Source organism: Paenibacillus sp. FSL R7-0210, assembly GCF_038009085.1.
Lineage (GTDB): Bacteria > Bacillota > Bacilli > Paenibacillales > Paenibacillaceae > Paenibacillus_AQ > Paenibacillus_AQ silagei.
Genome location: NZ_JBBPAR010000001.1, coordinates 7,453,795 through 7,476,137 on the forward strand (window position 1 = coordinate 7,453,795; position 22,343 = coordinate 7,476,137).

Sequence of the window (22,343 nt, forward strand, 5' to 3'; positions counted from 1 at the left end):
TTCAAGAAAATATATGCGCAAATGTGATAATATTTGACTACCGGACAAAGATCCGTACGATAATCAGAGAGCAGGGTTAGAACCAATGACATTAAGTGGACAAGAACGCTACCGCTTCAGCGAAGCGCCTATATGGGAGTTGCAGCGCACCTACTATGAACAGCTGGGGCTCCAGGCTTGGGCCAACGACCAGGTTCCGCAGTATATTACAAGCAATCCGATGATTGGAACAGCGTATGCGGAGATCATCTTCGGCTTTCTTCAGGACCGTGCGCAGAAGGGATTCACTACAGAGCCGGTAGTGGTACTGGAGCTGGGTGCAGGTGTGGGGCGTCTGGCGTTCCATGTGCTCCAGCAGCTGTGTGAGCTGATCCAGTATGCGGGCGTGCCGCTGCCGCCGTTCCGCTATGTGATGAGCGATTTGCCCTGGAAAAACATTGAGGGCTGGCAGCAGCATGAGGGGCTGAAGCCTTTTGTAGAACAGGGAATGCTGGACTTTGCCCGCTTCGATGCGGTCCGGGATACGGAGCTGAGCTTAACGCAGAGCGGATTGGTAATTAAGCCAGGGGAGCTGGGGCAGCCGCTGATGGTGATCGCCAACTACTTCTTCGACAGTATCCCTCAGGAGCTGCTCTATGTGGATGAAGGCAAGATCTATGAATGTGAGGTCTCGCTGAAATATCCTGAGCAGTCTGCTACCATGGGGCCGTCCGAGGTGCTCCGTGATCTGGTGCCGGAATACCATTACAAGCGTGCAGCGGGCTATGAGGACAGCTCGTATCCTTATCATGAAGTGATCTCGTTCTATTTGGACAAGCTGGAGGATTCACATGTGCTGTTCCCGGAGGCAGCCCTGTCCTGTATGGAGCGTCTGGGTGCACTCTCCCGGGGAAGCTTCCTGCTGCTCACTGCCGATAAGGGAGACCACCGTCTGGAGAACTGGGAGTTTGCCGAGCCGCCGAAGCTGATTCATCACGGAAGCATCTCGCTTACAGCGAATTATCATGCGCTGGTGCATTATTTTGAGCGGAAGGGCGCACAATCCCAGTTCACGCAGCATCATTATAAAAATCTCAATGTGGGCTGCATCCTGATGCTGGAGGAGCCGATGCTGCATCCGCATACCCGGCTGGCCTACCGGCGGTTTGTCGAGCGGTTCGGGCCGGATGATTTCTTCAGCCTGAAGGTGTGGATCGATAAGAATTACGACACCATCGGCATGCAGCAGATCCTGGCCTTCTGGCGGCTGGGGGGCTATGACGCGGAGCTGTTCATTCAGAGTGCCGAGCGGATCTCTGCGCTGCTGCCGGATGCCAGCGACGAGGAGCTGCTGGACCTTCAGCGGGGGATCGACCGGATGTGGCGGGGCTTCTACCCGATGCCGCAAAAGTATGATCTGGCGCTGGACTGCGGCCTGCTGCTGTTCGAGATGGAGCAGTACGGGGAATCCCGCCGCTTCCTGGAGCATTCGCTCCAGTCCAGTGAGGAGGAGCCGGTAATTACCGTGCTGTACTGCCTGGCGATCTGCAGCTACGAGCAGGAGGATGATGAGGCGGCGCTGGATTATACGCGCAGATCGCTGCTGATTGAGCCGGAGCATGAGGAAGCGCTGGAGCTGCTCGCGGCGCTAAGCCAGGACCCGGCAGAGGCTTAGGCTGCTGCTCCCGGCAGTCCGGTGCAGCCCTTTACACCCGTTGTGAGTTTTGTTATTCTGTATCCAATAACGCAAACGCGATGACGAGAAGAGTACATTCAGGTTCTTCCCTCACAGAGAGCTCCGGCTGGTGTGAAGGAGCAGGGAAGACTGGATGGAAACAAGCCTCTGAGCGGCTTACCGGAACCAGGCAGCAGCCGGGGATGGTACGACAGGAGCTCCTGTTACAGAGCTAGAGTATAAGCCTGCCGGACGGCAGCGCCGTACTTGATGAGATTAATATGGTGACATATTAATGAACCTGGGGTGGTACCGCGAGAATTTCGTCCCCAAGACTTACGGTCTTGGAGGTGAGGTTCTTTTTTGTTGTATCCAGATAAGGCGGCGTACCACCCATGAACAGGAGGAGATTGGAATGACAGAGAATAATGGACCGGCTCTGCCGGAGAATTATATGGATAGGCTGATTAGTGAAGATGTGGAGGCGGGAGTCTTCAGCCGGGAGATCTGCACCCGGTTTCCGCCGGAGCCCAATGGCTATCTGCATATCGGGAGTGCTTTTGCCATCCACACGAATATGGGGATCGCCCGTAAATATGGCGGACGCTTCCATCTGCGCTTCGATGATACCAACCCGCTCAAAGAGGATAAGGAGTATGTGGAAGCGATCATCCGTGACCTTGAATGGCTGGGCTGCAGTCCCGGGGAACACATCTACTACGGCTCCGATTATTCGGAGGAGTTCTACCGCAGGGCAGAGACGCTCATTCTGAAGGGGAAAGCCTATGTTTGTGATATGACGGCAGCAGAGGTAACGGCTTACCGGGGGACCTTAACCGAGCCGGGGAAGGACAGTCCTTACCGCAGCCGAACGCCGGAGGAGAATCTGCGGCTGTTCCGGGAGATGCGTGCGGGGAGCTATCCGAATGGCGCTAAAGTGCTGCGGGCCAAGATCGACATGGCCTCGCCGAACATGAATCTGCGAGATCCGGTGTTGTACCGGATTATTCATGCCGCGCATTACCGCACGGGCGTTGCCTGGTGCATCTACCCGATGTATGATTTCGCCCATCCGATTCAGGATGCGCTGGAAGGGGTGACGCATTCGCTCTGCTCGATCGAGTTCAAGGATCACCGGCCGCTGTACGAATGGGTGCTGAACGAGCTGGGCACCCCGGAACCGCCGAGACAGAGGGAATTCGGCCGGGTGAACCTGACCGGAGTGGTTACAAGCAAGCGGCATCTCCGGGCACTGGTAGCCGGAGGCTTCGTGGACGGCTGGGATGATCCGCGCCTGCCTACGCTCAGCGGGCTGCGCAGACGGGGATTCACGCCGGAGAGCATCGAGGCCTTCGTGCGGGAGATCGGCATGGTCCGCAATACGGCGATGGTGGATTTCTCGCTGCTGGAGCATTGCCTGAGACAGGACCTGAAGGCGAAGGTGCCGGCGGTCATGGCGGTACTGGACCCGCTGAAGGTCGTGCTTACCAATTACGCCGCCGGGGCCTCTGAGCTGCTTCCGATCCCTAACAACCCTGAGAATGCCGGGCTGGGTTCAAGAGAAGTACCGTTCTCCGGCACGCTCTACATCGAGCGGGCCGATTTCATGGAGGTGCCTCTGAAGGGCTTCCGCAGACTGGTCCCAGGCGGTGAGGTGCGGCTTAAGGGCGGATACATTATCCGCTGCAATGAAGTCATGAAGGACGCAGAGACGGGAGAAATCCTCGAACTGCGGTGTACCTACGACCCGGAGACCCGCAGCGGCGGCCCTCTAAGCGGCCGGAAGGTGAAGGGGACTGTGCAATGGGTCTCGGCTGCTCATGCGCTGAAGAGTGACGTATACCTGTATGAGCAGCTGCTGACGGATAACAACGGGCCGAAGCAGGAAGGAGAGAGCTGGGAGGAATACATCAATCCGGGTTCCGTGACCCTGCTTACAGATTGCCTGCTGGAGCCGCTTGCGGGCAACCCTCAGCCCGGGGACACCTACCAGTTCTTGCGTCACGGCTATTTCTGCATCGACAGCAAGCATAGCACAGCTCAGAAGCTGGTGTTCAACCGAATCGTTCCGCTTAAGGACACCTGGAAGGGCAACGCAGGACACGTAAGCAGCAGCGAATAAGTAGTGGATGAATCTAGAATTTGGCGGGTTGTGCGGGCTATGCCAGGCTAACTTCTTAAAAAGTTTAGAATGTTACACAAGCAGCGGTGCTCCTGTTACTGGAGGATCGCTGATTTGCGTATGCGTCTGCCAGGCTAATGGTCGACAAGTGGGAGAAATATCGGGTTGGGAGTAAAGCGTTGGCTGCACTTTGTACATTAAATTTCATTATAATCGACCAAAAAGCAGCTTTTATTGTAGCTTATACAGCAGATTACTGGGAAAATGGCCTTTGAAAACAAAAAAACGAAAATCAAATGTATGAAATACAACAGAGTGAGTTTTATCGCAAATTATTGTGTAATCTACTGCACAAAGTACAATCACCCCCGGCAGAGGAGTCAACTCGATAATGGGAGCGGGTAATAACATACGGCAAGAGCCTCACTTAACAGAGTGGCCTTACATAATATGGGTCGAGACATTACATGAAAACCCAATGAAAATACATTTACAATTCTCAACTTGCGGATTATAATAAAACCAGATCAAATGTTGCACCAGGGAAACTTTCGTGTGTATAGACAACTTTTTCCGGGCAAGAGGAGGACAGAACATGATGGAGCAAAATACCGCAGTAGAATCATCCCCTATACTAAAAGGTCATATCAATACACATTCGGCACAATCCGTGCTTAATGGAGATGTCAAAGGACTGAAGAGACTTCTTCCTTTTCTGGGCCCGGCTTTTATAGCTTCCGTAGCTTATCTGGACCCCGGCAATTTTGCCACTAATATTACGGCAGGCTCGAAATACGGTTACCTGTTATTATGGGTCATCTTTGCCTCGAATCTGATGGCTGTACTGATACAATCCTTATCCGCCAAGCTGGGCATTGCCACCGGCAAGAATCTTCCGGAGGTCGCACGGGAGAAATTCCCGAAGGGCGTATCCATCTTCCTGTGGATACAGAGTGAATTGGTCATTATCGCAACCGATCTGGCCGAGTTTATCGGGGCCGCGCTCGGACTGTATCTGCTGTTCGGCATCCCGATGCTGCCAGCGGCCCTGATTACCGCAGTGGGTTCCTTCGCGATTCTGGAATTACAACGGCGCGGGTACCGTACCCTGGAGGCCGGAATCGCCGGGATGGTGATGATCGTGGTGCTGGCCTTTGCGTTCCAGGTCATTATGGCGAAGCCGGATGCGGGAAGTGTGGTTGCCGGCATGTTCACTCCAAGGTTCGAGGGCGTGGACAGCGTCCTGCTGGCAGCGGGAATTCTCGGAGCTACCGTAATGCCCCATGCAATCTATCTGCATTCTTCGCTAACCCAGAGCCGGATCGTCGGGATTGATGAACGGGAAAAGAAGCAGATCTTCCGGCTGGAATTCATCGATATCCTTATCGCGATGCTGATTGCCGGTGCGGTCAATATGGCGATGGTCATTGTGGCGGCCGCGCTGTTCTTCAAGAACGGTCTGGTGGTGCAGGATCTGGATGTCGCCTTCGAGCAGTTCCGCAATCTGGCCGGTCCCGTGACGGCAGTCTCCTTCGGCCTGGGCCTTCTGATCGCAGGGCTATCCAGCTCGTCGGTTGGTACGATGGCCGGTGATGTGGTCATGCAGGGCTTCATTAATAAAAAAATTAATCTCTACCTCCGGCGGGCGATTACAATCATCCCCCCGCTGGCTATCATCGCCATGGGCATTAATGCTACCAGCGCACTGGTCATGAGCCAGGTCGTCCTCTCCTTCGGGATTGCCTTTGCCCTGATTCCGCTCGTGATCTTCACCAGCGACCGCAAGATCATGAAGGGACTGGTGAATCACCGGATCACCACCATCCTCGGCTGGATGATCTCCGCCCTGGTGGTCGCGCTGAACCTGTTCCTGGTTGTGGAGATGTTTGTGTAAAGCATTGAACTTGAAGCATGTGTATTGTAACAGAGCAGCGGTCCTCCTAAGAGGGTCGCTGCTCTGTTTGCTGCTGGCGCTGCTGATCACAGGTGATGTGCCTGACCCGAAACAGAATTCCCCTGTTTTTAAACAGTATATCCCATTCATTGCACGGCCTATCCTTTGCTATAATTAATGTGTTTAAGATATTTCGGGATTACAGGTCGCAGAGCCAGGGAGGAAGCCGCCATAACCGGAAGCTGGAGAGGGCTGCGTTCGATCCGCAGCAAGCTGATCGCTACCGTACTCATCGTGATTGCCCTGCCGACGCTGATCGTGCTGTACAGCTACTTCACAACATCGGTCAGCGTGGTGGAGCAGGAAGTGTATGCTGCCAATCAGAGCCTGATCGAGCAGGCAGCCTTGACGATTAATGATAAAGCTAAACGGATGATTCAGGCGACTTATCTGCTGGAGGCGGATATGGCCCAGTCTTTCGGCTCCAATACCTTCAACTGGGACTACGGGAATGCGGAGGCGATGGGGGCTATTTTTCAAATTCAGAAGAAGATGGGCTATTTAAGGGATATCCTGCTGGATAACAGCGCCTTCATCGGACTTGTCGATGCGGAGGGCAGTGTGGTGACGACCTTATACAATTTCAACCGCCAGGCAACGGGTACGATTATCCGCGAACCCTGGTTCAAGACGGGGATGGAGCAGAAGGGCTATCCCTATTGGGAGCGGGTCTACCGCTTGCCCGCAGCCCTGGGGTATACCGAGAATGCGCCGGATAAGGAGTTCATGCTGCTGTCGCGTTCCTTTGCGTTCGAATCCTCCATCCGTAACTGGGGATTAAGTGTAGTAGCCATTCCAGTGAGTCAATTCTATGGCATCCCCGCCAAAGGGCTGCCCGATAATACGCAGCTGCTGGTGATGGACACGGCCGGAGCCCTGTATGATATATACGGCAAGCAGCAGTATTCCCTGACGCCGGAGCAGCTGGAAGACTTAAGGAAGAGTCCGTCTGTAACGAGGAAGCTGTCCTTGGGCAAGGAAACCTATCTAATGAATGCGGCTTCAGTCCCGCAGGTGGGCATATCCATTGTCTCCCTGCAGCGGATCGGGGATTTCTCCGCCCAGTTGGATAACTCCCGGACGAAGTCCATTGCCTTGTTCCTGCTGTTCTTCGGCGTGGGGATCATGATCGTGATCTACATCCTGCTGCGCCTGACGAAGCCGCTCTATGCACTGGTGCGCTCCATGAGCAGGGTGGGCAGCGGCAACTTCAGCACCAAGGTTGAGGTGCGCGGCAAGGATGAGATCGCCGTACTCGGAAGCCATTTCAATAAAATGGTCGCGCAGCTGGAGGAACTGGTCCATCATGTGGCGGAGGAGCAGCGGCATAAGGAGGAGGCGCATTTTCAGGCGCTCCAGGCACAAATTAATCCCCACTTCCTGTTCAATACGCTCAATTCCATCAAGCTGATGGCCATGCTCTCGGGGACCAACCGCAATGTCAGCGATATGATTACCGCGCTGGGTAAGCTGATGGAGTTCTCCATGAAGCAGAATACGCTATTCGTAACGCTGGGGCAGGAGCTGGAATATCTGGAGCTGTATATGTCACTGCAGAAGATCCGGTACCACGACGACATCACCGTCTCTATTCAGGTTGCGGAAGAGCTGCTGGATTGCACGGTGCTGAAATTCACGCTCCAGCCGCTGGTGGAGAACAGTATTATCCATGGCTCGCAGCTGCCGCTGCATATCCGCATCGAGGCGGAATGCACCGGTCCCTACCTGCTCATTCATATTAGGGATAACGGCAAGGGGATCTCTGAGGAGACCATGCAGGTAATCTCTAATCAATTGCAGCAGGATCATGTGAAGACGAGCGGCATCGGGTTGCTGAATGTGGACAGGAGAATCAAAATCCACTTCGGGCAGACCTGCGGCATCCTCCTGTCCCGGCCGGACGGGGGCGGACTTCAGGTGACGGTGCGGATTCCTTATCGGAAGGAGCTTGAAGGATGACAACACGCGTGTTGATTGTGGATGATGAAATTCTGGTGCGGGTGGCGCTCAAGACGCTGATTAAGTGGGAGGAGCACGGCTTTGAGATTATCGGTGAAGCCGCGAACGGCGTGGAGGCTCTGGAGCTGCTGGAACGCGAAGTCTGCCATATCATTCTGTCCGATATCCGGATGCCGGAGATGAATGGCCTTGATCTCATGAATCATGTCCGGGTGAAGTGGCCGGAGATAAAGTTTATTATTTTGTCCAACCATAATGACTTTGAATATGTGCAGAAGGCGCTGCGGCTGGGGGCTGCCGATTATACGCTGAAGCTGGCTTATACGCCGGAAGAGCTGCTTGATAAATGCAAGCGGCTTCAGCAGTCCTTCCACAGTGAACAACAGGAGCGCTCGGAGAAGCATAAGCTGGATTACCGGATCAAGGTGCTGGAGTCGAAATCCGCCGAGCTGACGCTGCTTGACTTGCTTGTGAAGCAAAGGTCGAGGCTGGAGGTGGACCATCTGCAGCGGGACGGGAACCTTCCGGCGTTCGTCCTGGAGGGCTGCCGGGTGATTGTGGCGGGTGTCGACCATTACCGGCAGGTCCTGGAGGAGAACCGGTTCCAGAGTGAGCAGCTGCTCATCTATACGGTCAGCAATATTTTTGCGGAAATATTGAAAAAATATGAAAAGTGCCAGCTGGTGGATATGCATAACCGCAAGCTGGTGATCCTGGCCGGCTCCTATGCGGAAGGGATGCTGGATGAGCTTAAGGCTGCAGGCAGCACCTTTGCCAAGGTCAATGTAAGCTTCGGCGTGTCCGGGGACAGCTGCAGCCCGTATCAGTTAAATGAAGGCTTCCGGCAGGCGGAGCTGACGCTCGGGCGGCGGTTTTTTCATGAAGACCGTCATATCTTGTACCCGCTGGCCGGGGCGGGAGAAGTTCAGCCCAAGGTGAGTATTCTGAGAAGCGGGCACTGGGATACCTTGCTGGAAACGGCGGAAGAGGCTGTGATTCTGGAGGAATTACGGCACTGGACTGCCCGGCTGCAGGCGGAAGAGGCGATGGGGGCCGCCTGGGTCAGGGAGCAGTGGCTGCAGTGGCTGCATCTGGTCTTCCGGCATATGGGGCAGTCGGGGGATATTCTGTATGTCATGCCCGAGCATCAGGGAAGATACCCCTTCGATGTGATCCGCAACGCGGAGACGCTCGGGGAGATCGGCAGCTGGTTTCTGGGCTGGCTTCCGGAAGCCTTAACCCTGACGGGACGGAACAGCCAGCCGGTATACCGTGATGAGGTGAAGCAGATGATCGCCATCATGGAGGAGGAGTACGCCAGTTCACTGAAGGTGGCCGACTTGGCCAGAAGGACGGGGTTTGCCGAGAATTATCTCAGTGTCATGTTCAAGAAGGAGACAGGTGTGAAGATTGTGGATTATCTGACGCAGATCCGCATGCAGAAGGCCCGGGAGCTGCTGCGCAATCCCACCTATAAAATCTATGAAATTTCGGAAATGGTCGGCTATGCCGATTCCAATCATTTCAGTAAGTATTTTAAGAAGATAGAGGGATTATTTCCGCTGGAATACCGCAAAACTGTGATCGGCCGCAAGCCATCCAGCTTGGAAAATCCCTCGAAGACCAAAGAATAAGCCGTTCGTTATTGGGCAGCGCTTTGTTATAACTAAGGTGTGCTTACTGTTCAACTAACGAAAGGGGAAATCATAATGAAGCGTGGATTCACATTAAGCCTGTCCTCTGTCCTGCTGGCAAGTGTGCTGTTAAGCGGCTGCGGAGGCAATAACGGGAGTCAGGCTGGCGAACCGGGCAATACGCCGCAGCAGAGCGCACAGACCTCCGGGAATTCGAAAACGGTTACACTAAAATGGTGGGGCGGCGTGCCTGAAGAGAACGGGCCCAAGGCGGTTGTAGACCGCTGGAACGCGGAGAACACTGACATTCAGGTGGAATATGTCCGGTTCGTGAATGATGATCCGGGCAATGTGAAGCTGGAGACGGCGCTCCTGTCGAATACGGATGCTCCTGACTTATTTGTCAGCTACGCGGACGCCCATCTGGAACGGCGCATTAAGGCCGGTATGGTAGAGCCGCTGGAGGGGCTGATCGAGTCCAGCGGGTTCGACCTGGAGGGAATCATCGGCTCGGAGAACATTACGAAGGTCGACGGAACCATCTATAACCTTCCGGGGTCCAGGGATGTGAAGTTCATCGCCTTCAACAAGGCTTCGCTGGATGCTATCGGAGAGAGCGTCCCGGAGCCGGGCTGGACCTGGGATGACTACGCAGCACTGGCCGGAAAGCTGACCCGGGACGGACAGTACGGGGCGTTCTTCACGCCTACCTGGGAGCCGATTGCCTTCGATGTGCTGAATTCTGCCCAGCCGAAGGATGCTTATTATGCCGCCGACGGCACATCCAACTTCGGGCATGAAGCATTCCGCAAGGGGCTTGAGCTGCAGAAAAAGCTCATTGACGGCAAGAATGTGATGCCTTATGCGGAAGGGGTAGCGAACAAAGCCCAGCCTCAGGATGAGCTGCTGAACGGAAGAGCGGCTTCAACCTATACATCCGCTTACTTTGTCCGCTATATCAAGGATGACACCGCGTACCCGAACCGCGATTATCAGATTGCCTTTGCGCCAATGCCGCAGTGGACGGCGGGGGGCAATATCAACAACAGCAAGCTGAATGACATGACCTCGATCAATGCCAAGAGCCCGAACAAGGAGGCGTCGATGAAGTTTCTGAGCTGGTTCCTCACCGAGGGGAATACCGAAATGCTGCCCGGCGGACGTATTCCTTCCAGCAAGAAGGCCGATGTCGCGCAGGTGGCGGAAGCCATTATGGGCGACAAGGCCCAGTATTTTGACAAGGAATCCTTCGTGAAGCTGCTGAACACCCAGTATACGAATACAGAGATCACCCAGACGGCGGGGCTGACCGAGATGCGCAAGGCCTTCATGGAAGAAGCCGAGAAGTACTTCATGGATGCGCAGGATCTGGATACTACCGTACAGACGATTAAGCAACGGGCTGACGAGGCGATTGCCGCGGCGAAATAGGACCGGGTGCAACCCCTGAGACAGATGAATACGATACATGGCCGTTCCCTGAATGTAGGGGAGCGGCTTTTTTTGAACCGCCGGTTCAGCAGCAGGCAACTCCAAAGAATATCACGGTTTAAGCACAGTTTATGACATTCAGGGAGCGGGGCCCCGCCTCTATAATACTGGTAAAAGGAGTTGAGTGTATGAGAGAAAAAACGAGGGAGAATATTGCCGGTTATCTGTTTATTCTTCCGAACCTGCTGGGCTTTGCCGCCTTCATCCTCTTTCCTATGGTGTTCAGCTTCGTCCTTATTTTCACGGACTGGGACTACCTCAAAGGAATGGACGGCTTCAGCTTCGCCGGTCTTGACAATATCCTCAAGCTTGGGGGCGATCCCATTGTCTGGAGATCCTTGCTGCATAACGTAGTGTTCTCCCTGACAAGTGTGCCTGTGGCGCTGGTGCTGGGCCTGCTGCTGGCCGTGGTGTTGAACAGGTTCGTCTATATGAAGACAGCGATCCGTACCATGATTTTTCTGCCGTATATGAGCAGCATTGTGGCCATTTCCGTGGTCTGGAGGGTACTCTACAATCCTTCCCAGGGCCCGGTCAACTCGGTGCTGAAAGCGCTGGGAATAGACCATCCGCCGGGTTGGTTGTCCAGTCCGGACTGGTCGCTCACGGGAATCATAATCATGACCATCTGGACGTATATCGGCTATGCAATGATTCTGTATATGGCCGGTATCCAGGGGATTTCCAAGGATTTGTACGAAGCGTCAGAGATTGATGGAGCCAGCGGCCTGAAAAGCTTTCTGTACATCACCGTGCCGATGCTGAAGCCGACAACCTTTTTGACAGCGGTTACGTTGATTATTTCATCCTTTCAGGTATTCGCCTCGGTGCAGGTGATGACGGGTGGCGGGCCGATGCGCTCCTCCAGCGTACTTGCGCTGTATATCTATGAGCAGGCCTTTGAGCTGCGGAACATGAGCTACGGAGCCACGGTGTCCTGGCTGCTGTTCCTCTTCATCTTCGTTGTGACGCTGGTGCAGTGGCGCTCGCAGAAAAACTGGCAGGATCAATTCTAGGGAGGAAGGGTGAGGTAGTTGAACAAGCGCAGTACTTATCTGGTGGCCGCAAAAATATCGATTACAGCTGGATTCCTTCTGATCGGAATTGTGATGCTGCTGCCGTTTATCTGGATGCTCTCGGCATCCTTCAAGAACACCTCGGAGCTGTTCCGCTATCCGATCGAATGGATTCCGGATACGCTGAACACCGCCAATTATGAGAAGGTCTGGAACGGGGCCGTTTCCTTCGGTGTGTATTACAAGAATTCAGTCAAAATCACCTTCTTCCAGGTACTGGGCTCGCTGATTACCAGCTCGATGGCCGGGTATGCCTTCGCGAAGCTGCGGTTCCGCGGCAAGGAGACGATCTTCCTGCTGTATCTGGCAACCATGATTATTCCCGCCCAGGTGTTCTTTGTCCCGCGGTTCATATTGTTCGACAGCCTGGGTATGGTCAATACGCATCTGGCGATTATTCTGCCGGGGATGTTCACGGTGCTGGGTACCTTCATCATGCGGCAATTCTTCAGCACGCTGCCCGGCGAGCTGCTGGAAGCAGCCCGGGTAGACGGGGTCGGGTACTGGCGGATGTTCTGGCAGATCTGTCTTCCGCTGACGAAGCCGGCGCTGGTCACCCTGCTGATCCTGACGTTCACCTGGCACTGGAATGAATATGAGAATCCGCTGATTCTGCTGCGGGACCGCAATCTGTTCACCATCCCGCTTGGACTGACCACCTTCACGGATGAGAACGGCACGGATTATCCGCTGATTATGGCCGCTTCTGTATCGGCACTGGCACCGCTTGTGCTCGTGGTTACCGTCTTCCAGCGCTGGTTCGTTGAGGGGATTGCCAGTACGGGGCTTAAAGGCTGAGGAGTTGAGGAGTTGGAGGGCTGGAGAGTTAGAGAGTTGGAAAGCTGGAGGGCTAGGGAGCTGGAGCTAAGAGGTGCGTTGGAGAGTTAAGAGATGAGGAGCTAAGGTGCTGCAAATTTGCAGTTACAAACAGGAGAGGGATGACGTTATGATGCACAAAAAGGAACAGTATGAGTTCGCAGTAATCGGCGGGGGAATGGCCGGATTCTGCGCAGCCGTTGCTGCTGCCCGGCACGGGGCGAAGACCTGCCTGATTCAGGACCGGCCGGTATTCGGTGGCAACAGCTCGTCGGAGATCCGGGTGACGCTCCACGGGGCAGCGGCCTTTCATACGTACGCGAGGGAGACAGGGATCATCTCCGAGCTGTTCATCGAGGAGCGGGCGCGCAACCATGAGGAGATTACCGAGAACGGCTGGACGAACAGCGTCTGGGATATGACGATGTATGATATGGCCTTAAGCACGCCGAATCTGTCCTTTCATTTGAATACCTCCGTTCATGAGGTCGTGATGAAGGATGACAAGACCATTAAGTCTATCCTGGCCCGGGTTGCTAATGCGGAGACGAATCTGGAGATCACGGCGGATCTGTTCATTGACTGCACCGGGGATGGCGTGATTGCCGATCTCGCCGGCTGTGAGTGGAGAATGGGCACCGAAGGGCGGGACGAGTTCAACGAGCCTCATGCGCCCGAGCAGGCGAGCGGGGACACGATGGGGAACTCGATACATTTCAAGGCCAAGGATATGGGGCGGCCGGTGCCCTACACAGCCCCGGAGTGGGCCACCAAATATGAGGATGCGGCGTATTTCTACGACCAGGGTCGCATACCCTACGATATCCGCAGCGGATACTGGTGGATCGAGATCGGCGTGCCCTGGCATACGATTACGGAAGCCGAGGATATCCGGCATGAGCTGACTAAGCATACGCTGGGCATCTGGGACTGGATCAAAAACCGTGATCCCCGGACGAAGGAGCTTGCGGCGAACTACGCGCTGGACTGGATCGGGCAGGTGCCGGGCAAGCGGGAGAGCCGGCGGATTATGGGCGAATATTTCATGACCGAGCATGATCCGGTGAACCGCAAGGTGTTCGAGGACGAGATCGCCTACGGCGGCTGGTTCCTGGATTTGCATACCCCGGGCGGCCTGCTGGCCGCGACCAGTGAGCATGCCAGCTCCGAAGGCTACAACGAGACTTCCGACTATGCGGTCAAAAGCTACTGCGGCCCCTATGGCATCCCCTTCCGCATCATGCTGGCCCGGGATGTGGATAATCTGATGATGGCCGGCCGCAATGTCAGCGTGACGCACGCCGCGCTGGGAACTGTGCGCGTCATGGCAACCGGCGCCCTGATGGGCCAGGCTGCCGGAACCGCAGCGGCCATTGCCTTGAAGAAGGACATCGGCATCAAGGCAATGACCACGGAGGGCATGCAGGAGCTGCAGCAGACGCTGCTGCGCGACGGCTGCTTCCTGCCGAACGCAGAGAACCGCGATGCGGGTGATCTGGCCCGGCAGGCTGCGGTCTCGGCCAGCAGCGAGGTAGCGGTCTACGGCGCAGGGCCGGAGACCGGGACTTACCTGCCGAAGCTGAGCGAATGGAATGACCGCAAGGACTGGAGCGGGCAGGATGAGCTGCTGCTTCGAAGACGCGGCCAATGGATCGCCGTGTCCTCCCCGCAGCTCGACAGCCTGGCGGTCTGCCTGAGCAACATTACGGACCAGCCGCAGGAGGTGGAAGCTGTATTGCTCCAGGTGGACCATATATGGGACTACCGTTTGGAGCCAGAGGAGGGGCAGCTGGCCTCCTGCACCCTGACCGTTCCGCCGGGAGGCAGGCACTGGATCGAATGGGCCAGCCCGGCCGGAGCTGCACAGGGGCTGAAGCCGGGCAGGTATATCCGGCTGGATCTGGCCGCGAATCCCCAGGTCATCTGGCATGCGGCAGGCTCGATAATCCCCGGCCATATCAGCGCCTTCGAGATGGGCGGCGGCAGAATGCGGCGCTTCGAGAAGGGCATGACGATGAGCTACCGCATCGCTCCACCGCAGCAGCCGTTCGGCGCAGAGAATATTGTGAGCGGGGTTACCCGTCCTTACCGCTACACCAACCTCTGGCGCTCCGATCCTGTGCAGCCGTTGCCGCAGTGGGTGCAGCTATCCTGGGAAAAAGAACAACAGATAGGTACGGTGGAGATCACCTTCGCCGGACATATATTCCGTGAGTACCATGCCTACGGGCCCTTCTACCGTGATCCGCAGTGTGTGAAGGAGTACCGTATCCAGTCATGGACGGGCGGAGAGTGGAACGATGTCATTCATGCCACGGATAATTATCAGCGTCATGTGCGTCATACGCTGCCGGACTCCATCCGGACGGAGAGGCTGCGGATCGTGATCGAAGCTACGAACGGCGACCCCTCTGCGGCGGTGTATGAAGTGCGCTGTTATGAATAGAGCGGATTCTGAACAAACCTAATCCCAGTAAAGGGTGAAGGATTCGTAGAGTGACTCTATGCGGAAATCCGAATACAATCGGTGCTGCTGCGATGAAGTATGGGCTCCATGCTCCAATGCTATCCATACAATCGGTCGGTGAGAGAAAACGCTCAGAATTGGCAAGAGATAGCGGCGAACGTAAATGAAGAGCAGAAGTGCACTTGAATCTGTGTTTGTAACTTTCCCTCTTAAACAGCGGAGCGTGCTCACCGAGCATCGTACGTAAATCATGCGCATAACAAAAGAGGTGTCTCAATTGCCGTTTGCCGGCTTCTGAAGACACCTCTTTTCTGTTAAAGGATTAGCCCCCTATTGCTTCACAATATCCTGCACCGCTTTATCCAGCTTCTCCAGCAGCTGATCATGGTTCAGCTGGCCGCCGAGGTATTCCTGCATGGCAGCGCCGAAGCCCTGGGTCACGCCGTCAGGGAACATATCCCAGTTCCAGCCCAGCGCGTTCCCGGATTTCTCCTGCACGGCAACGGCAACCTGGCCGATATCAGCAGCGTCTGCGGTGATATTTGCTTCCGCCGGGATGAACTTGAACTCCTTGGTCAGATACTTCTGGCCGGTTTCCGAGCTGACCATCCAGTTCAGGAAGGCCTTGGCTTCCTCCGGATGTGCGGATTTGCTGTTCACGATATAGTTGTTAGGCACGCCTACCAGGATGGTGCCTTCTTCGTTATTGATCGGGAGCGGGAGGAGGCCCAGGTTCAGCGCCGGATCGATTTTGTCGATATCGCCTTGCGTCCAGTTCCCCTGCAGCATCATGGCGGCCTTGCCGGAGGCGAATTCAGCCACCTGGGTCGCGTAATCGGTAGTCATCTTGTTATCTTGGGCATTATCGAAGATCACATCTACGAGATCCAGCCACTGCTTGAAGACAGCATTGCCCTTAATAGTCTGTTTGCCCGCCTTCACATCGTCAATGAACTGCTTCGGATCAGGCTGGTGCGCCATGCCCACGTTAACGAGGTGAATCCCCATCGACCACCACTCATTGGTCGCTTCAAACGGCGTGATGCCGGCGGTCTTCAGCTTGGCTACGGCATCCTTGAGCTGCGGGAGTGTCTTGGGCTCTTCCGTTATGCCGGCTTTGGCGAACAGATCCTTGTTGTAGATCAGCCCGTAGCCTTCTACATTCATAGGCATACCATAGAGCTTGCCGTCTACGGTTGCCGGTGTCTTGGCGGTCGGAATCAACTGGGCGGCCCAAGGTTCATTGCTCAGGTCAGTGGCACGGTCCATATAAGGAACAAGAGCAGTATACCCGCCGTTATTGAAAATCTCAGGCTCAGAGCCGGAGGCAATCTCCGCCTTCAGCAGCGCGCCGTAATCCTCACCGCCGCCATGCGTTTCGACTTCCACCTTCACCCCTGTCTCCTTCTCATATTCTTCAGCGAGTGCATTCAGCTGCTCGGCAATCTCCACCTTGAACTGGAACATCTTGATCGTGACATCCTTGGCAGGCGCTTTGCCGGCTTCCGGTGCTGCGGATTCGGTTGACGCGTTAGGAGCATTCGTAGCGCTTCCATTGCCTGCGGAATTCGTATTGCCGCTGTTCCCGCAACCTGCGATAATGAGGGTGCAAACGGTTGCCATGATGAACGCGAACTTTCTTTTCATAGAATAACCTCCCTGGTCTGTGGTTCTTGCTCTTAGAGCGTAAAGGAATGGATAGATGACTTACACTTCATATGTTGCTCGAAAAAGTGGATATTATTGCTGCAAAGGAAAGCTGGCCGAGTGATCATCCCTTAATGGAGCCTGCAGTCACGCCTTCCACAATATAACGCTGTAGCGACAGGAAGAACAAGAGAATAGGCGTGATCGCCATGACGAGACCCGCAAGGGCCAAATCCCACTTCTTGGTGTACTGTCCGAAGAACTTGGTCACAGCTACGGGCAGGGTCGTCAGATCCTTATTCCCGCCGATCACCAGGACAGGCAGCAGATAGTCATTCCAGATCCACAGTGTATTCAGGATAATGACAGTTACAATAATCGGCAGCAGCAGCGGGAAGACGATCCGGAAGAACACGCCGTACGGATTCGAGCCGTCCACCCGCGCGGCTTCCTCCAGCTCCAGCGGCACCGTCTTAATGAACCCGTGGAACAGGAAGACCGACAGCGGCATCCCGAAGCCGAGATAACAGGCCACAATGCCGTACAGCTCGCCGCGCAGCTCCAGCAGGCTGGTCACCCGGACCAATTGCAGCATGAGTGACTGGAACGGAATGATCATCGCCGAGACCAGCAGCAGGAACACGAAGGAATTGAAGCGCGTCGGCTTGCGTACAATCTGGTAAGCGGCCATCGAGCTGAACAGGACGATGAAGATTACACTTAGAATCGTAATGGTCAGAGAGTTGAAGAAGGCCTGCGGGAAGTTAATGGCATCCCATACCTTGGAATAGTTACTCCAGTGGAGCACCTGCGGCCAGGAAGCGGCATCGATCAGGATGTCCTTCAGCCCTTTAACCGAATTGCTCAGGACCAGATAGAACGGTGACAGGAAGACAATAGCCAGCAGAATGGCGGCAATTTCGAGGATGAAGTTGCCCGGGCGGTAGCGGCTGCTGTTCATTAGGCGGACACCTCTTTTCGTTTGGTAAGCCAGACCTGGGTGACGGTAATCAGGGAGACGGCGGCGAAGAAGAGCAGCGCTTTGGCTGTACCGAGGCCATACCGGTTGTTGATCAGTGCCTCCGCATAAATGTTATAGGCCAGCGACTGAGTCGAGGTGCCGGGTCCGCCTTTGGTCAGCGACAGGTTGAGGTCGAACATTTTGAAGGCATTGGAGGTCGTCAGGAACAGGCAGATGGTGATCGCCGGCATAATCAGCGGGATGTAGACGCTCTTGAACAGCTGCGGAGCGCGGGCACCGTCTATGCGGGCAGCTTCAATGAGATCCTTCGGAATCCCGGCCAGCCCGGCAATATAGATGACCATCATATAACCGGCTGTCTGCCAGACGAACACGATTACCAGACCCCAGAACCCGGTGCTTGGCGTGCCCAGCCAGGGCAGCTGGAAGAACGAAATCCCGGTCAGCTCGCCGATTGTAGCGAAGCCCTTGGTGAAGATGAACTGCCAGATGTAGCCCAGCAGAATACCGCCGATCACATTGGGCATGAAAAAGACGGTACGGAGCAGCTTCTTCGTCTTCAGCGTCGTCATTAGAATGAAGGCCAGCAGCAGTGCAAGCACGTTGGCAGCCACAACCGAGATCACGGTGAAGCGCAGGGTGAAGACCAGGGACTCCCAGAACTTATCGTCATTCATGAAAATCCGTTTCCAGTTGGCCGCGCCGGTCCAGACTGCTTTGTCCAGATCCAGCCCGTTCCAGTCCGTGGAGGAGTAGTAGAAGCCGAGGAAGAACGGGGTGACCACAATGGTCAGGAAAAAGAGCAGACAGGGGCCGAGAAATACGATTTGCTGTCCCCAGCCGCGCTGCATACGCAGAGTTTTTCTCATATGGATTCTCCTTAGGGTAAGATAACTACGGGTTCACAGCTTGATTATAGAAAGCCCGGGCCACCGCTAACACTTCATTTCATGCCGGGAAAAGTGGATTATATTGCAGCCCATACGGCTCACACAACTTGTAGGAGGTTCCCCCATGTTCAAGAACAGCATCCGGACACGGCTGATGGCCTTAGTGCTACTGGCGTCAGTGATCCCGTCAGGCATCTCTGTGACCTTCTCTTATCTCTATACGAGGCAGTCGGTTACGGACCAGTCCGTGAAGCAGAATACGAAGCTGCTGACGTTGGGGGAGGCGAATCTCCGGAGCTATTTCAGCGGCATGAACCAGCAGGCGATGTCGCTCTACAGCGGAATCAATGTTCCCAGCTCCTTCTATACCACCCTGCTTACCGCCAAAAGCGCTGCCCAGGCCCCGCCCGGCACGATTCTGCCGGATACCCGGGCCATCATCTCCACCCAGCTGTACAATCTGTTTCTCTCCGACCGCAATACGTATCAGATTCATCTGTATGTGAGGGCCGCCAGGCAGTCCAATCTGCTGCTTAAGGGATTTTTCCGCCGTGAGGATAATGCCAGCTATGCTGCGGAGGGGCAGGCTGGAGGGACTTACCGCCCGTATCTCGAAGTGACGCATATGGATCATCAGTACGGAGTGAAGTCCGGCTTCCCCAATCTGAAGCCGGGGAGCGTGCCGGTCTTCACGGCCCATTTTCCCATCTACCGGACCCCTAGTGACAGCGTACTGGCAGATTTGTCGATCGATTATACGCTGGGGGAGCTGGAGGGGATCGTGGAGTCGATGTACAATTCGGACACAGAGCGCCTGTATGTGCTGAATGAGCAAGGCGAGGCGCTGTTCGCTTCCGATCCGGACTGGATCGGGAAGCCGGTCGCAGCGGGCTGGAGCCGTCTCCCCGCAGAGCAGGACAGCGGGCATTTCGCCTGGAAGAAGGACGGCTTCCAGGGGATCGTAATGTACAAGCAGATCAAGGCCCCTTTGTTCAGCGGAAGCATTATCAAGCTGGTGCCCTATGAGGATCTGTACACAGACGCAAGGGTGATTACCCGGTTCAATATGGGCATCGGACTGCTGTTCCTGCTGATCGGAGGCATCAGTGCCGTGCTGATCTCGATCGGCTTCACCCGTCCGATCAAGAAGCTGATTCACTTCACGCAGAAGGTGCAGACCGGCCAGCTGGATGCGCATATGGATGCCGAGCGGGAGGACGAGTTCGGGCTCCTCACCCGCAAGATCACCGGCATGACCCGCACGATCAATGAGCTGATCGTTAAGGAATACCGGCTGGAGCTGGCGAACAAGACGAATCAGCTGAAGGCGCTCCAGGCCCAGGTGAACCCGCATTTTCTCTACAATGCGCTGCAATCCATCGCCAGCCTGTCCTTGCGCTATAATGCGCCGAAGGTGTATGATCTCATCTATTCCCTGGGCAGTATGATGCGTTATTCGATGAATACCGAGCGGACCCAGGTGCCGCTGCGGGATGAGATTGAGCATGTGCAGAACTATATGATTCTGCAGACGGAGCGGTTCGGCGAAGAGAATCTGCAGCTTGCGGTCGAGGCGGGGCCGGAGACTCTGGAGCTGATCCTGCCGAAGATGATCCTGCAGCCGATTGTAGAGAATATCTTCAAGCATGCCTTCGCTGACGGGATAAGCGGGGGGCTGATCCAGATAGAGTGCAGGCTGGACGGGGCGGCCAGGCTGGTGCTTGCCGTGAAGGATAACGGCCGGGGCATGAGCCCGGAGCGGCTGGAGGAGATTACGGCCTGCCTCAGAGGCAGCAGCCAGCCGGACCAGGAGGAGATCGGCCTGTACAATGTGCTGGCCCGCCTGCGGCTGCAGTTCGGCAGCGCAGCGGAGATGCAGCTTAAGAATAATGAAGACGGCCAGGGGCTTACTGTTACGCTGATTATTCCGCTGGAGGAGATCGACGGTTAATTCCGGCGGCTTTTGCGAATAGAGACTATTTCTTGAAGGAGCGGCTGAGATGAAGGTGCTGATTGTAGATGATGAGAAGCATGTGCGGGAGGCCATCCGGTATTTTGTTCCGTGGGACAGCTATAACATCTCTGGGATCTATGAGGCAACCAACGGGCAGGAGGCGACACGGATTATGCAGGAGCATCAGCCGGCTGTCGTCTTCACGGATATGCGGATGCCGCTGATGGACGGGGCGGAGCTGCTGGAATGGCTGCACCGTCATTATCCGCATACGAAGACGATTGTCATCAGCGGGTATCAGGATTTCAATTATGTGAAGCCGGCTATCGTATACGGCGGTACGGATTATCTGCTGAAGCCGCTGAACAGCAAGCAGCTGATTGCCTCTGCGGAGCATGCCTTCAAGCTGTGGATGGAGGAGGAGGCGGAACGGAAGCGGCGCCAGCGCCAGAACATGCAGCTCAACGCGCTGCGTCCGCTCTACTGGGACAAGATGCTGTCCGATCTGGTGAGCGGACAGGCCTCGTTCCATGAGCTGAAGCTGGCCCTCTGTGAAGAGCTGGGAATGCCGATTGGGGCGCAGGAGTGCAGGATCGCCGTCATCCCGCTGCAAGGCGCAGATTGTCATCTGCTCCAGAGATTTCGCGGTGATGTGGCCTTGACGGCCTTCGTGCTGGCCAATGTCTGCAATGAAGTGATGGCAGAGGGCCAGAGCGGCTACGCCTTCCGCAACTGGCAGGGCGGGGGCGAGCTTGTAGTGCTGCTGTGGAGCGCTGTAGTGCAGGCGGAGGAGATACTTACCCGCATGAATGAAGCTATCGCCCAGGCGTTCGGTGTTCAGCTGGATATCGGGCTTAGTCCGCTGAACCCGTTGCCGGAGGGGCTGCGGCCAGCTTTGGAACAGGCAGGCCAGGCGCTTGCGGAACGGAATCTATTGCAGCGGGACGGGCGTATTCATCTCTTCAGGAAGCGTGGGGAAGGGAGTAGACCTGTGAACGACTACGGCCTGGAGGAACGGCTGGACAAGCTTAGAGTCGCCGTCTTGTCCGGCGATCTGGAACGGATGGAGCGGGTGGCGGAGGAGTGGGCCGGACATCTGGCCGGGCTGCCGCTGCTCACGGAGAGCAGTCTGCTGCATCAGCAGACGGAGATGCTGGACGTTCTGAAGCGCTGGCGGCCGGAGGCAGAGATTAGCTTGGAGCGCTGTTATGACGCTGAAGGGCTGTTCTCGGTGGAGAACTGGCAGTGCCGGCTGAAATCGCTGCTTCACCACTTGTCCAAGGGCAGCCCGCAGACGCCGGATAGCCGGCTCGTCCAGGAGATCAGGGAGTACCTGGACCGGAACTATGCGCAGGAGATGACGCTGCAGCATATTGCGGAACGCTTTTTCATCAGCAGGGAGAATGTATCTCGCAAGTTCAAGCAGATCACCGGGGAGAATCTGTCGGATTATCTGACCGGCCTCCGGGTGGAGAAGGCGAAGACACTGCTCCAGAATACGAATCTGCGGCTGTCACAGATCGCGGAGCTGGTAGGCTATGAGGATGAGAAGTATTTCAGCCGTGTCTTCAAAAAAAACGCCGGAATCACGCCAAGAGAATACCGCAAGCAGGAGGAAGAAGCCTGAGTATGTAAGGTTCACGGACTGCCTGTCAGTATTTCCCGGCCTGCAACCGATAATAGCTATATGGGCAATA

14 protein-coding genes and 1 other annotated feature are annotated in these 22,343 nt (G+C 55.6%); of the genes, 11 read left to right on the plus strand and 3 right to left on the minus strand.

Annotated elements, in window-relative coordinates:
• Positions 1-85 precede the first annotated feature (85 nt).
• From MKY64_RS32060 to MKY64_RS32100, 9 genes are all read left to right on the plus strand, one after another.
• The gene (locus MKY64_RS32060) at positions 86-1,654 is read left to right on the plus strand and encodes a tetratricopeptide repeat protein (protein ID WP_340957887.1); all 1,569 of its coding nucleotides are present in this window, start codon (positions 86-88) and stop codon (positions 1,652-1,654) included.
• Positions 1,655-1,725: 71 nt separating this feature from the next.
• Positions 1,726-1,988: a binding site (T-box leader), on the plus strand.
• 81 nt (positions 1,989-2,069) lie between these two features.
• The gene (locus tag MKY64_RS32065) at positions 2,070-3,776 is read left to right on the plus strand and encodes a glutamine--tRNA ligase/YqeY domain fusion protein (protein ID WP_340957889.1); all 1,707 of its coding nucleotides are present in this window, start codon (positions 2,070-2,072) and stop codon (positions 3,774-3,776) included.
• Between the two features lie 598 nt (positions 3,777-4,374).
• Complete coding sequence (locus MKY64_RS32070; RefSeq protein WP_339257628.1) at positions 4,375-5,670, plus strand: Nramp family divalent metal transporter; 1,296 nt, start codon at positions 4,375-4,377, stop codon at positions 5,668-5,670.
• A 177-nt stretch (positions 5,671-5,847) separates the two neighbouring features.
• Positions 5,848-7,689: a sensor histidine kinase gene (locus MKY64_RS32075; protein WP_340957890.1), complete on the plus strand. Its 1,842-nt coding sequence runs from the start codon at positions 5,848-5,850 to the stop codon at positions 7,687-7,689.
• Positions 7,686-9,323 carry a response regulator gene (locus tag MKY64_RS32080; RefSeq protein WP_340957892.1) on the plus strand — a complete coding sequence of 546 codons (1,638 nt, stop codon included), beginning with the start codon at positions 7,686-7,688 and terminating at the stop codon, positions 9,321-9,323. The genes MKY64_RS32075 and MKY64_RS32080 overlap by 4 nt, the downstream gene beginning before the upstream one ends.
• Positions 9,324-9,398: 75 nt before the next feature.
• On the plus strand, positions 9,399-10,754 hold the full coding sequence (locus tag MKY64_RS32085) for an ABC transporter substrate-binding protein (RefSeq protein ID WP_340957894.1): 1,356 nt from the start codon (positions 9,399-9,401) through the stop codon (positions 10,752-10,754).
• Positions 10,755-10,942: 188 nt separating this feature from the next.
• The gene (locus tag MKY64_RS32090; RefSeq protein WP_339251462.1) at positions 10,943-11,830 is read left to right on the plus strand and encodes a carbohydrate ABC transporter permease; all 888 of its coding nucleotides are present in this window, start codon (positions 10,943-10,945) and stop codon (positions 11,828-11,830) included.
• An 18-nt stretch (positions 11,831-11,848) separates the two neighbouring features.
• Positions 11,849-12,688, plus strand: coding sequence for a carbohydrate ABC transporter permease (locus tag MKY64_RS32095; RefSeq protein WP_339251460.1), 840 nt, complete (start codon positions 11,849-11,851; stop codon positions 12,686-12,688).
• Positions 12,689-12,836: 148 nt separating this feature from the next.
• Positions 12,837-15,152: an FAD-dependent oxidoreductase gene (locus MKY64_RS32100; protein ID WP_340957895.1), complete on the plus strand. Its 2,316-nt coding sequence runs from the start codon at positions 12,837-12,839 to the stop codon at positions 15,150-15,152.
• 351 nt (positions 15,153-15,503) lie between these two features.
• Here MKY64_RS32100 and MKY64_RS32105 read toward each other — a convergent pair whose 3' ends face one another.
• The 3 genes from MKY64_RS32105 to MKY64_RS32115 form a co-directional block, all read right to left on the minus strand.
• Complete coding sequence (locus MKY64_RS32105) at positions 15,504-16,820, minus strand: ABC transporter substrate-binding protein (RefSeq protein ID WP_209876700.1); 1,317 nt, start codon at positions 16,818-16,820, stop codon at positions 15,504-15,506.
• 124 nt (positions 16,821-16,944) lie between these two features.
• Complete coding sequence (locus MKY64_RS32110; protein ID WP_340957897.1) at positions 16,945-17,781, minus strand: carbohydrate ABC transporter permease; 837 nt, start codon at positions 17,779-17,781, stop codon at positions 16,945-16,947.
• A complete protein-coding gene (locus MKY64_RS32115) occupies positions 17,781-18,671 on the minus strand; it encodes a carbohydrate ABC transporter permease (RefSeq protein WP_209876702.1) in 891 nt (296 codons plus the stop codon). Before MKY64_RS32115 ends, MKY64_RS32110 begins: the two co-directional genes overlap by 1 nt.
• A 145-nt stretch (positions 18,672-18,816) precedes the next feature.
• Here MKY64_RS32115 and MKY64_RS32120 point away from each other — a divergent pair, with 145 nt between their 5' ends.
• Both MKY64_RS32120 and MKY64_RS32125 read left to right on the plus strand, forming a co-directional pair.
• Positions 18,817-20,643, plus strand: coding sequence for a sensor histidine kinase (locus MKY64_RS32120; protein WP_339251451.1), 1,827 nt, complete (start codon positions 18,817-18,819; stop codon positions 20,641-20,643).
• 49 nt (positions 20,644-20,692) lie between these two features.
• Complete coding sequence (locus MKY64_RS32125; RefSeq protein ID WP_340957898.1) at positions 20,693-22,273, plus strand: response regulator; 1,581 nt, start codon at positions 20,693-20,695, stop codon at positions 22,271-22,273.
• Positions 22,274-22,343: the final 70 nt, after the last annotated feature.